The following is a 12,732-nucleotide window of genomic DNA, read 5'->3' as shown; positions in this document are numbered from 1 at the left end:
ACCATGCTGGTAGGCGTCCCAAAAGAGATCAAAAACCAGGAGTCCCGCGTCGGCCTTACCCCGGCCAGCGTCAAGGAACTCATTTTGCGTGGTCATCAAGTACTGGTACAACAAAACGCCGGCGCGGCCATCGGCCTGACGGATGCGATGTATGAAGCATCCGGCGCCACCATTATCGAAGACGCGGCCGAGATCTTCGCCCGCGCCGAGATGATCGTGAAGGTGAAGGAACCGCAGCCGCAGGAATGCGCGATGCTGCGTCCGGGGCAGATCCTGTACACCTATCTGCACCTGGCGCCGGACCCGGAGCAGACCAAGGCGCTGGTGGCGTCAGGCGCCGTATGCATCGCCTACGAAACCATCACCGGCGCAAACGGCGGCTTGCCGCTGCTGGCGCCGATGAGCGAAGTGGCGGGGCGCATGTCGATCCAGGCCGGCGCCGCGCACCTGGAGAAATCCAAGGGCGGCATGGGCCTGCTGCTGGGCGGCGTGCCGGGCGTGGCACCGGGACATATCGCCATCATCGGCGCCGGCGTGGTCGGCACCAATGCCTTGCAGATGGCGGTGGGCATCGGCGCGCGCGTGACGATATTGGACAAGAATATCGACCGCCTGCGCCAGCTGGACCTGGTGTACGGCAACCGCATCGCCACCATGTATTCCAACGCGCATTCGATCGAGGAAGCGGTGATCGATGCGGACCTGGTGATCGGCGGCGTGCTGGTGCCCGGCGCGGCGGCGCCCAAGCTGGTGACCAAGGCGATGATCGCCCGCATGAAGCAGGGCGCGGTGGTGGTGGACGTGGCGATCGACCAGGGTGGATGCTTTGAAACCTCGCACGCCACCACGCACGAAAAGCCGACGTATGTGGTCGACGGCGTGGTGCACTACTGCGTGGCGAACATGCCGGGCGCGGTGGCGCGGACCTCGACCTTCGCACTGAACAACGCAACGATAGGCCATGCGGTGGCGCTGGCCGACAAGGGTTGGCAGAAAGCGCTGAAAGCCAATCCGCATTTGAAGAATGGTTTGAATGTCTGCCAGGGCAAGGTCACCTACGAAGCGGTGGCGCACGCCCTTGGCTATACCTATGTAGACGCGGACAGCCTGCTGGGCCAAGCCGCGCTTTAACTGAAAGAGCATCATGGATACCATCACCCATTTCATCAACGGCGTTACCGTCGAAACGCAAAGCGGCCGCCATGCAGACGTGTTCAATCCCGCACTGGGCGAACCGGTAGCCAAGGTTGCGCTGGGCACGGCGGAGGAAGTCGACGCCGCCGTCCGCGCGGCGGAGAAGGCGTTTCCATCGTGGTCCGCCACGCCGCCGCTGACGCGCGCAAGGGTGCTGTTCAAGTACCTGCAACTGTGCCAGCAGCATGTGGATGAATTCGCGGCGATGATCACGCGCGAACATGGCAAGACCTTCGCCGATGCGCAAGGCGAAGTGGCGCGCGGCATCGAGATGGTGGAATTCGCGGTCGGTATTCCGCAAATGCTGAAAGGCGAATTCACCGACCAGATCTCGCGCGGCATCGATGCATGGTCGATGCGCCAGGCGCTGGGCGTGGTGGCAGGCATTACGCCATTTAACTTCCCGGTGATGGTGCCGATGTGGATGTTTCCGGTCGCGCTGGCGTGCGGTAACACCTTTGTGCTCAAGCCTTCCGAGCGCGATCCGTCGGCGTCGCTGCTGCATGCGCGCCTGCTGAAGGAAGCCGGCTTGCCTGATGGCGTCTTCAATGTGGTGCAGGGCGATAAGGTCACGGTCGATGCGCTGCTCGATCATCCGGTGGTGCAGGCGATCAGCTTTGTCGGCTCGACGCCGATTGCGGAGTACATCTACTCGCGCGGCTGCGCTGCGGGCAAGCGCGTGCAAGCCTTGGGCGGCGCCAAGAATCACATGGTGGTGATGCCGGATGCGGACATGGAGATGACGGTGGATGCGCTGATGGGCGCTGCCTTCGGCTCCGCCGGCGAGCGCTGCATGGCGATCTCCGTGGTTGTCGCGGTGGGCGATGCGGGCGACAAGATTGTCGATGCACTGGCACAGCGCACCGCCGCACTGAAAGTGCGCGATGGTATGGCGTCCGACGCCGAAATGGGGCCGGTCGTCACCAGCACGGCCAAGCAGCGTATAGAGCGCTTGATTGGTGAGGGCGTCGAGCAGGGCGCGAAACTGGTGGTCGATGGACGCAATCACCAGGTGGTCGGCCGCGAGAACGGCTTCTTCATCGGTGGCACCTTGTTCGATCACGTGACGCCGGATATGACGATCTACAAGGAAGAGATTTTCGGGCCGGTGCTGTGCATGCTGCGCGCGCCGGACGTCGGGACGGCGGTGGAACTGATCAACCGCAATGAGTACGGCAACGGCGTGGCGATCTACACGCGCGATGGCGGCGTGGCGCGCGAGTTCGTGCGGCAGATCCAGGTCGGCATGGTGGGCGTGAATGTGCCGCTGCCGGTGCCGATGGCGTTCAACAGTTTCGGCGGCTGGAAGCGCAGCCTGTTTGGCGATCATCATGCTTATGGACCGGAAGGCGTGCGCTTCTACACGCGCCATAAAGCGGTGATGCAGCGCTGGCCAAATACCGCAAGCGCTGGCGCGGAATTTGCATTCCCTCAGATGAAATAATCAACCAGGAACGAACATGATTCTCGAATCGATTAGCTACCTGCCGACATCGAAAGAAGCCAATGAATCATTGGCGAAACACTTCACCGACCTGGCGCCAGCGCTGACCGCGCGCCAGGCTGCCATCGAAAGTTCGCGCTGCCTGTATTGCTACGACGCGCCATGCACGCGCATCTGTCCATCGGACATCGACGTCGCCAGTTTTATCCGCAATATCCACGACGAGAATATCAACGGCGCCGCCGTCGGCATCCTCAAGCAGAACATCTTCGGCGGCAGCTGCTCGCGTGTGTGTCCGACCGAAATCCTGTGCGAGGATGCCTGCGTGCGCAATCACGATGCGGAAGGCCAGCCGGTGAAAATCGGCCTGTTGCAGCGCTACGCCATCGACAACATGAAGCTGGAAGAGCATCCGTTCAAACGCGCTGCCTCCACCGGCAAGAAGATCGCCGTGGTGGGCGCAGGTCCGGCGGGCCTGTCCTGCGCGCATCGCCTGGCGATGCTGGGCAACGAAGTGGTGATCTACGAAGCCAGGGAGAAATCCGGCGGCCTGAATGAATACGGCATCGCCAGGTACAAGCTGACCGATAACTTCGCGCAGAAGGAAGTGGACTTCCTGCTGCAAATCGGCGGCATCACCATCAAGCATGGCCAGACGCTGGGCGGAAATGTGCAGCTGAAGGATCTGCATACGAATTACGACGCCGTGTTCCTCGGCCTGGGCCTGGGCGCCAGCAAGCAGATGGGCCTGACCGGCGAGGATGCGCCAGGCCTGCTGGCTGCCGTCGACTACATCGCCGAGCTGCGCCAGTCGGATGATTTGAGCAAGCTGCCGGTGCCGTCGCGCGCCATCGTCATCGGCGCCGGCAATACGGCGATCGACATGGCGGTGCAGATCCAGCGCCTTGGCGCGGATGAGGTCACGCTGGTCTATCGTCGGGGCTTTGAAGCGATGAGCGCCACCGGGCACGAACAGCATATCGCCAAAGAGAATCAAGTCCGCATGCGCACCTGGGCGCAGCCGCAGCAGGTGCTGCTCGACGACGCCGGCCGCGTGCGCGGCATGCGCTTCGAGAAGACGTCGCTGGTCAACGACCGCCTGTCCGGCACCGGTGAAACCTTCGAGATCGCGGCCGACGCCATCTTCAAGGCCATCGGCCAGAGCATGGATGAAACGAGTATCAGCGATCCGCTGGCGACAACACTGAAACGCGACGGTGACAAAATCCACGTCGACGATCAGTTCCGCACAGTCCTGCCGCGCATCTACGCCGGCGGCGACTGTGTGGCGCCTGGGCAGGATCTGACCGTGCAGGCGGTCCAACACGGCAAGCTGGCGGCGCACGCCATTCATCAAGATATCACCGGACTGAAGGAGGCTGCATAATGGCTGACCTGAGCATTGAATTCTGCGGCATCAAATCCATCAATCCGTTCTGGCTGGCCTCCGCGCCGCCGACGGACAAGGCCTACAACGTGGTGCGCGCATTTGAAGCAGGATGGGGCGGCGTGGTGTGGAAGACGCTGGGTGAAGATCCGGCGGCCGTCAACGTGTCGTCGCGCTACTCGGCGCACTACGGCAAGAATCGCGAAGTCCTCGGCTTCAACAACATCGAGCTGATTACGGACCGTTCGCTGGCCATCAATCTGCAAGAGATCACGCAGGTGAAGAAGGACTGGCCGGATCGCGTGATTATCGTGTCGCTGATGCTGCCTTGCGAGGAGCGCCTGTGGGCCGATATTCTGCCGCTGGTGGAAGCGACCGGCGCTGACGGCATCGAGCTGAATTTCGGCTGTCCGCATGGCATGCCGGAGCGTGGCATGGGGGCGGCGGTGGGGCAGGTGCCGGAGTATGTCGAGATGGTCACGCGCTGGTGCAAGCAGAACACCAAGCTGCCGGTGATCGTCAAGCTGACGCCGAACATCACCGACGTGCGCGCGCCTGCGCGGGCGGCCAAGGCTGGCGGTGCGGATGCGGTCTCGCTGATCAACACCATCAACTCGATTACGCATCTGGACCTGGATCAGATGGTGGCGTTCCCGATCGTGGGCGGCGCCAGCACGCACGGTGGGTATTGCGGTTCGGCGGTGAAGCCGATTGCGCTGAACATGGTGGCGGAGATTGCGCGCGATCCGCAGACGGCGGGCTTGCCGATTTCGGGCATCGGCGGCATCGGCAACTGGCGCGATGCGGCGGAGTTTATTGCGCTGGGCTCGGGCTGCGTGCAGGTGTGTACGGCGGCGATGCTGCATGGTTTCCGCATCGTTGAAGAGATGAAGGATGGTTTGTCGCGCTGGATGGATCAGAAGGGCTACCAGAGCATCAGCGAGTTTTCCGGCAAGGCGGTGCCGAATACCACCGACTGGAAATACCTGAACATGAACTACCAGGTGATTGCGCAGATCAATCAGGATGACTGTATCAAGTGCGGCCGCTGTTATGTGGCGTGCGAAGATACGTCGCACCAGTCGATTGCGCAGCTCATCGATGAAGTGTCCGGCGCGCGCACGTACGAGGTGATCAAGGAGGAGTGTGTTGGGTGTAATCTGTGCGAGATCACCTGTCCGGTGCAGGGGTGCATCACGATGGTGCCGCAGGATACGGGTAAGCCGTATATGAACTGGACGCAGGATCCGCGCAATCCGCGTGCCGAAAAAGCAGTGGAAGCGGCCTGACGGCGGCGCATGCGTATCCCCAGGTCCGTAAGGGGTCTGACCCCGCATGGGGTCAGACCCCGGCTCAGCGAAGTGCGGGGTGAAAGCATCCGTCAAGGTACGAAACTTGCAGTGGTGGATGGATACATCAACCCTTTGGAGAACGCCTCGTGAGCATTGAATCTTCTGGCAGCACGCAACTCTGGAACGAAGACCTCGCGCCGACAACGGCGGCGCAGCGTACGTGGCGCTGGTATCACTTCTCCGCGCTGTGGGTTGGGATGGTGATGTGCATCCCGGCGTACACGCTGTCCGCCAGCTTGATCGAAGGCGGCATGTCGGGTTACCAGGCGGTGCTGACGGTATTCCTCGCCAATGCCATCGTGCTGCTGCCGATGCTGCTGATCGGCCACGCCGGCACCAAGTACGGTATTCCTTATGCTGTGCTGGCGCGTGCTTCGTTCGGCACCTCCGGCGCGCGCTTGCCGGCGCTGATGCGCGCCATCGTCGCTTGCGGCTGGTATGGCATCCAAACCTGGTTCGGCGGTTCGATGATCTACACGCTGCTTGGCGTGATGATGGGCGGCGATGTCGGCGGCGACAAGATCGCTGGCCTGGGCATCAACGGCGGCCAGCTGCTTTGCTTCCTCGCCTTCTGGGCCATCCAGTTCTACTACATCGTGCATGGCATGGAGTCGATCCGCAAGCTGGAGACCTACACCGCGCCGCTGAAGATCCTCATCTGCTTCGTGCTGCTCGGCTGGGTGCACAGCAAGGCCGGCGGCTTCGGCGATCTGCTGTCCGCGCCGTCGCAATTCGTTGACGGCGGCAAGAAGGCCGGCCAGTTCTGGTCCGTGTTCTGGCCTTCGCTGACGGCGATGGTCGGCTTCTGGGCCACGCTGGCGCTGAATATTCCCGACTTTACCCGCTTCGCCAAAACGCAGCGCGACCAGGTGATCGGCCAGACCGTCGGTCTGCCGGTGCCTATGGGCCTGCTGGCAGCGATGGCGGTGATCGTCACGTCGGCCACGGTGGTCCTGTACGGCAAGGCGATCTGGGATCCGGTCGATCTGTCGAGCCGCATGACCGGCGCGGCGGTGCTGGTGGCGCTGGTGATCCTGCTGATCGACACGGTGTCGGTCAATCTCGCGGCCAACCTGGTCGGACCGGCGTATGATTTCTCGTCGCTGGCGCCGCAGCAGATTTCGTATAAAACCGGCGGCTACATCACCGCCGCCATCGCCATCCTGATGATGCCGTGGAAGATACTGGAATCGACGCAGGGCTATATCTTCACCTGGCTGATCGGCTATTCGGCACTGCTGGGCCCCATCGCCGGCATCCTGATCGTCGACTACTACATGGTGCGCAAGACGGAGCTGAATGTGAGCGAACTGTATCGCGAAGATGGCCAGTACTCGTATGGAAAGGGCTGGAACATGGCGGCGCTGGTGGCGTTCGTGATCGGCGTGCTGCCGAATATTCCCGGCTTCCTGAATGCCGCATTCCCAACGTCCTTCCCTGGCGTGTCGGAGGGATTCAAGACAATTTATACCTACGCATGGTTTGTTGGCATCGCCATCTCGGCCGTGGTGTATGGGGTTATGATGAAAGGGAAGACCGTCCCCGCTGTGAGGGCGACGGCTCACCCGTAAGGAGACCTTATGAAGACTATCATCCGTGGCGGCACTGTCGTCAACGCCGACCGCGCTTTCCGCGCCGATGTGCTGTGCGATGGCGACAAGATCGTCGCTGTCGGCGATAACCTTGAAGCCCCTGCCGGCGCCAAGGTGATCGACGCCGGCGGCCAATATGTGATGCCGGGCGGGATCGATCCGCATACGCATATGAACCTGCCGTTTATGGGGACGGTGACGCAGGATGATTTCTACACCGGCACTGCGGCAGGTCTGGCAGGCGGCACCACCACCATCATCGACTTCGTGATTCCGGCGCCGAAGCAGAACCTGATCGAAGCCTACAACCAGTGGCGCGACTGGGCAAAGAAATCGGCCGGAGACTACACCTTCCACGTTGCCATCACGTGGTGGGACGAGACGGTGCACCGCGACATGGGCACGCTGGTGAAGGACCATGGCGTCAACAGCTTCAAACACTTCATGGCGTACAAGAACGCCATCATGGCCGACGACGAAACGCTGGTGAAAAGCTTCCGTCGCTGCCTGGAACTGGGCGCGATGCCGACCGTGCATGCGGAGAATGGCGAACTGGTTTACCAGTTGCAGCAGGATCTGTTGAAGCGCGGCCTGACCGGGCCAAGTTCGCATCCGCTGTCGCGTCCTCCGGAAGTGGAGGCGGAAGCGGCCAACCGCGCGATTGCGATCGCCAATGTGCTCAATACGCCGGTGTACATCGTGCACGTGTCGTGCGCCGAATCGCTGGAGGCCATCACCCGCGCCCGGGCGCATGGGCAGCGCGTGTATGGCGAAGCGCTGGCCGGCCATCTGGTGATTGACGACAGCGTCTATCAGAGCGACGACCTGGAGTACGCGGCGGGCCATGTGATGAGTCCTCCGTTCCGCAGCAAGCATCACCAGGCCGCGTTGTGGCAAGGCCTGCGTGGCGGGAATCTGCACACCACGGCCACCGATCACTGCACCTTCTGCGCCGAGCAGAAGGCGATGGGCAAGGACGACTTCACGCGCATTCCCAACGGCTGCGGCGGTGTCGAAGACCGTATGTCGGTGATCTGGGATGCCGGCGTGAATACCGGTTTGCTGACGCCATCCGAATTCGTCAAAGTCACCTCGACCAACACGGCGCAGATTTTCAATATCTATCCGCGCAAGGGTGTGATCGCGCCGGGCGCGGATGCGGACGTGGTGGTGTGGGATCCGGAAGGCACGCGCACCATCTCCGCTTTGACGCAGTTCGCCAAGGGCGGTTTCAATGTATTCGAAGGCCGCACCGTGCGGGGTATTCCAAGCACCACGCTGTCCGCCGGTAACATCGTGTTCCATCGCGGCGTGCTGATGGCCGTGGAAGGCGCTGGCCGCTATATCAATCGTCCGGCGTTCAAAGCGACGTCGGCGCGTTAAGGAGCAGCAAATGAAGATTAATGGTGACCGCCTGTGGGCATCGCTGATGGAACTGGCAAAGATCGGCGCGACGGAAAAAGGCGGCGTTAAGCGCCTGGCGCTGACCGATCTCGATAAGCAGGGCCGCGACCTGGTGGTCGGCTGGGGCAAGGAAGCCGGCATGTCGATCACCATCGACCAGATCGGCAACGTCTTCATGCGCCGCGACGGCACCAACAATGCGCTGCCGCCGGTGATGACCGGCAGCCATATCGACACGCAGCCCACCGGCGGCAAGTTCGATGGCAACTACGGCGTGCTGGCCGGCCTGGAAGTCGTACGCACGCTGAACGACTTGAAGATCAAGACCGAGGCGCCGATCGAAGTCGCCTTCTGGACCAATGAGGAAGGCTCGCGCTTCGTGCCGGTGATGATGGGCTCCGGCGTATTCTGCGGCGCGTTCTCGCTGGAGACGGCGTATGCGGCGAAGGACGTCGATGGCAAAACCGTCGGCGATGAGCTGGAACGCATCGGCTACAAGGGCCCGCAAGTGCCGGGCGACCATCCTATCGGCGCCTACTTCGAAACGCATATCGAGCAAGGCCCGGTGCTGGAAGACGCCGACAAGGTGATCGGCGTGGTGCCGGCTGTGATGGGCCTGTCGTGGTACGACTGCGTGGTCACAGGCATGGAGGCCCACGCCGGGCCAACGCCGATGGGACTGCGCAAGGACGCGCTGCAAGTCTCCACCAGGATCATGCAGGAAGTCGTCGCCATCGCCAACCGCTATCCGCCGTACGGTCGTGGCACGGTCGGCATGGTGCAGGTGTTCCCGAACAGCCGCAACGTGATTCCCGGCGAAGTCAAATTCAGCATCGACCTGCGCAACGTGAACGACGAACTGCTGAACACCATGCACGAGGAGATGCTGGCCTTTATCGACAAGACGCGCAGCGAGAGCGGCTTGAAGATTTCGATCGAGCGCGTGTCCTACTACCCGCCATGCCCGTTCCATCCGGAGTGCGTGGATGCGGTGCGCAGCGCCACCGCCAAGTTGGGCTACTCGACGATGGACGTGGTCTCCGGCGCCGGCCACGACGCCATCTACGCCGCGCGCCTGGCGCCGGCCGGCATGATCTTCGTGCCTTGCAAGGACGGCATCAGCCACAACGAAATCGAAGACGCCAAGGCCGAACACCTGGAAGCCGGCTGCAACGTCCTGTTGCACGCCATGCTGGAGCGCGCACGCGTGGTTTGACCGGCACCCGGTCGGCGTGCATACTTCTGCGCATGCACACCGACCCTCAACAAGCCTATCTCGATGCTAATCACCTCCTGGCCGCCGGCGATTATGCCGGCGCCGAGGAATGCTATCTGCAAGCGCTGGCCTTGCAGCCCTTGCATGTCGCGGCGCGGGCGAATCTCGGTTATCTGAAGGAGCAGCAGGGCGCCGTGGCGGAGGCGGAGTTCCACTATCGGCAGGCGATTGCGCTGATGCCGGATCACCCGCAGTTGCATCAAAACCTTGGCGCGTTGCTGTTCAAGGAAAAGCGTCTGGCGGAGTCGGAAGCGGCGATGCGGGCGGCGGCGGAGCTGGCGCCGGATTCGCCGACCGCGTGGAGCCAGCTTGGCGCGCTGCTGGTATGCACGCATCGCGAGCCGGAGGGCGAGGCTTGCTACCGGCAGGCGCTGGCCTTGGAGCCCGGGCACGCGCGGGCGCAGTTCAATCTCAGTTATCTGCTGCTGCGGCAGGCGCGCTTTGAAGAAGGCTGGTACATGCTGGATGCGCGCTGGCAGTTCGATCATTTTCCGCTGTCCTTCGATTGTCCGTTCTGGGAGGGCGAGCCGCTGAACGGCAAGTCCATCGTGCTTGGACTGGAAGCAGGGCATGGCGACATGATTCACTTCTGCCGCTATGCACCGATGCTCAAGGCGCGCGGCGCCCAGCGGGTGGCGGTAGTGTGCCATCCGGCGTTGCGGCGCTTGTTCGCCACACTGCCTGGCGTGGACCATGTTCATGCGCTGGGCGAGGCGCTGCCGGGAGGTTGGGATTACTGGACGCGGCCGATGCACTTGCCGGGATTGTTCGGCACAGAGATGGCGACCATTCCGGCGGATGTGCCGTATCTGCGCGCCGACCCGGCGCTGGTGCAGCAATGGCGCGGCGAGCTGCCGCAGCAAGGGCTGCGCGTTGGCCTGGCGTGGCGCGGCAATGCGAATTTCGAGAACGATGCGGACCGCTCGCTGCCGTCGCTGATGTCATTGGCGCCGCTCGCCGCCGTCGCTGATGCGCATTTCGTCAGTTTGCAGAAGGGCGCTGGCGAAGCTGAAGCGTTGACGCCGCCGGCGGGAATGTTCGTGCATCCGATTGCGGCGCGGCTGGGCGATTTTGCCGATACCGCCGCCGTCATCGCCAATCTCGATCTGGTGATCAGCGTGGACACCGCGGTGGCGCATCTGGCCGGCGCGCTGGGCAAGCCCTGCTGGCTGCTGCTGCCGGACTATCGCTGCGACTGGCGCTGGATGGCGGAGCGTGGCGACACGCCGTGGTATCCGTCCATGCGCCTGTTCCGCCAGCCGCGAGGCGGCGGCTGGACGCCGGTGATCGCCGAGGTGGCGGCGGCGCTGGCGGACGTTGCGATCAGGCCTTGAAGGCGCGCAGGAAGTCCAGCAGCACACGGGCGGCGATGTCGGCGTCGTCGGCCGTCATGGTCTCCAGCGGATTGTGGCTGATGCCGCCGTTGCCGCAGCGCGTGAACAGCATGGCGACGTCGGTGACGGCGGCCATCGCCATGGCGTCGTGGCCGGCGCCTGACAGCAGGTCGAAGCGCGGGACGTTAGCGCGTTCGATGGTGTCGCCGAACTGCTGCATCAGGCGCGGCGCACATGGCGCGGCGGAGGCGTCGACGATCTGCTGAAGACTGCATTCGATCTGTCGGCGTGCGCAGATGGCGGCGATGCCGTCCACTATATCCTTGACGGCGGCCTTGCGCACGGCGTCATCGGCGGCGCGGATGTCCAGCGACAGCTTGCAGGCGCCGGGAATCACGTTGACCGAGCCGCCCGGCACTTGCAGCTGGCCGACGGTGCCGACCAGCGATGGCGCCTGCGCGCAGCGCTGTTCGACCAGCAGCACGATTTCGGCGGCTGCTGCGGCGGCGTCCTTGCGCATGGTCATGGGCGTAGTGCCGGCGTGGCTGGCCAGGCCGGCAAGGTCGACCAGGTAGCGCGAACTGCCGGCAATCGCGGTGACCACGCCCAGCGGCAGGTCGCGTTCCAGCAGCACCGGCCCTTGTTCGATATGGACTTCCACAAAACCCAGCAGGTCGGCAGGATTGCGGGCGATGGCGGGAATGCGGGCAACGTCATGGCCTGCGGCCAGCAACGCATCGCGCATGCTGACGCCATCGGCGTCGGTCTGGTCCAGCAGCGACAGGTCGAAGTGGCCGGTGATGGCGGTGCTGCCCAGGAAGGTGCTCTTGAAGCGCACGCCTTCTTCTTCCGCAAAGCCGATAACCTCCAGGTTGAACGGCAGCTGCTCGCCGCGCTGGTGCAGATGGCGCACGATGGCGATCGGCAGCAGGATGCCGAGGCGGCCGTCGTACTTGCCGCCATTGCGGACGGTGTCGTAGTGCGAGCCGGTCATCAGCGTCCTGGCGTCCGGCGTGGCGGAGCGGTAGACGCCGACCACGTTGCCGACGGCGTCAATGTGCGCGTCCATGCCGGCTTCGCGCATCCAGTCCAGCAGCTGGGCGGCGGTCTGGCGGTGGGCGGGCGTCATGTAGGCGCAGGTCAAGCCGTCCTGGTCGTCGCTCCATGCGGCCAGTGTTTCGGACCATTGCATGATGGCGGGGCCGAATTCCAGCTGTACGGCCAGCAGGTCGTTGAGGCGGATTTCGGCGATACGCTTGATCTGGCGGAGGCATTCGGCGATTTCGTCGGCGCGCTGGTTTTTCAGACGGCGCGAGAAGGCGGCGATGACGGCCTGGCGCGTCAGCCCCTGGCCGGTCGGGCCTTTGACGGCGAGGATGAAGGGGAAGCCGAATTTGGCGTTGTAATCGGCATTCAGCTGGTGCAGCGTGGCGAATTCCTCGGCGCTGCACAGGTGTAGTCCGGACTTGGCCTGTTCGCTGGTCGATTCCGCCGTCAGCTGGCCGGCCACGGCGGCCTTGCCGGCCAGTTCCGGGTGGGCGCGGATCAGGCCCAGTTGTTCATCCAGCGTGGCGGTGCTGACCACGGCCTGCAAGGCCAGCTTCAGCGCGGTGACGCTGGCGAACGGGCGCTGGGCGGCGGCGCGTTCCGGTATCCATGGCGAGTGCTCGTAGATGCCGCGCAGGCGATCGACGAAGGTGGCGCTGTCGCAGCTGTTCAGTTCAGGGAGTGTGGTCATCATGGCTCCAT

9 protein-coding genes are annotated in these 12,732 nt (G+C 63.4%); 8 read left to right on the top strand and 1 reads right to left on the bottom strand.

The genetic code is table 11. The annotated features are described in order from the left end of the window. Positions 1–3: 3 nt before the first annotated feature. From ald to GJ698_RS04680, 8 genes are all read left to right on the top strand, one after another. Positions 4–1,131 (top strand): alanine dehydrogenase, encoded by a 1,128-nt coding sequence (gene ald, locus GJ698_RS04715; protein WP_154356458.1) that lies wholly within the window; start codon positions 4–6, stop codon positions 1,129–1,131. Positions 1,132–1,144: 13 nt separating this feature from the next. Next, entirely contained in the window at positions 1,145–2,638 is a 1,494-nt protein-coding gene (locus tag GJ698_RS04710) for a CoA-acylating methylmalonate-semialdehyde dehydrogenase (RefSeq protein ID WP_154356457.1), read from the top strand. A gap of 16 nt (positions 2,639–2,654) precedes the next feature. Continuing rightward, on the top strand, positions 2,655–4,025 hold the full coding sequence (locus GJ698_RS04705) for an NAD(P)-dependent oxidoreductase (RefSeq protein WP_154356456.1): 1,371 nt from the start codon (positions 2,655–2,657) through the stop codon (positions 4,023–4,025). Continuing rightward, the gene (gene preA, locus GJ698_RS04700; protein ID WP_154356455.1) at positions 4,025–5,314 is read left to right on the top strand and encodes an NAD-dependent dihydropyrimidine dehydrogenase subunit PreA; all 1,290 of its coding nucleotides are present in this window, start codon (positions 4,025–4,027) and stop codon (positions 5,312–5,314) included. Before GJ698_RS04705 ends, preA begins: the two co-directional genes overlap by 1 nt. A gap of 149 nt (positions 5,315–5,463) precedes the next feature. Beyond that, entirely contained in the window at positions 5,464–6,948 is a 1,485-nt protein-coding gene (locus tag GJ698_RS04695) for an NCS1 family nucleobase:cation symporter-1 (RefSeq protein ID WP_371865131.1), read from the top strand. A gap of 9 nt (positions 6,949–6,957) precedes the next feature. Next, positions 6,958–8,352, top strand: a complete 1,395-nt coding sequence (hydA, locus tag GJ698_RS04690; protein WP_154356454.1) for a dihydropyrimidinase — start codon at positions 6,958–6,960, stop codon at positions 8,350–8,352. A 10-nt stretch (positions 8,353–8,362) separates the two neighbouring features. Beyond that, positions 8,363–9,589, top strand: a complete 1,227-nt coding sequence (locus GJ698_RS04685) for a Zn-dependent hydrolase (RefSeq protein WP_154356453.1) — start codon at positions 8,363–8,365, stop codon at positions 9,587–9,589. A 32-nt stretch (positions 9,590–9,621) separates the two neighbouring features. Further along, positions 9,622–10,983, top strand: coding sequence for a tetratricopeptide repeat protein (locus tag GJ698_RS04680; RefSeq protein ID WP_154356452.1), 1,362 nt, complete (start codon positions 9,622–9,624; stop codon positions 10,981–10,983). Here the strand turns inward: GJ698_RS04680 and GJ698_RS04675 are convergent. Beyond that, on the bottom strand, positions 10,973–12,721 hold the full coding sequence (locus tag GJ698_RS04675) for an allantoate amidohydrolase (protein ID WP_154356727.1): 1,749 nt from the start codon (positions 12,719–12,721) through the stop codon (positions 10,973–10,975). The genes GJ698_RS04680 and GJ698_RS04675 overlap by 11 nt on opposite strands. Positions 12,722–12,732: the final 11 nt, after the last annotated feature.

Source organism: Duganella aquatilis, from assembly GCF_009674565.1.
GTDB classification, from domain to species: domain Bacteria; phylum Pseudomonadota; class Gammaproteobacteria; order Burkholderiales; family Burkholderiaceae_D; genus Rugamonas; species Rugamonas aquatilis.
This window is presented reverse-complemented; position numbering and strand designations above follow the sequence as displayed.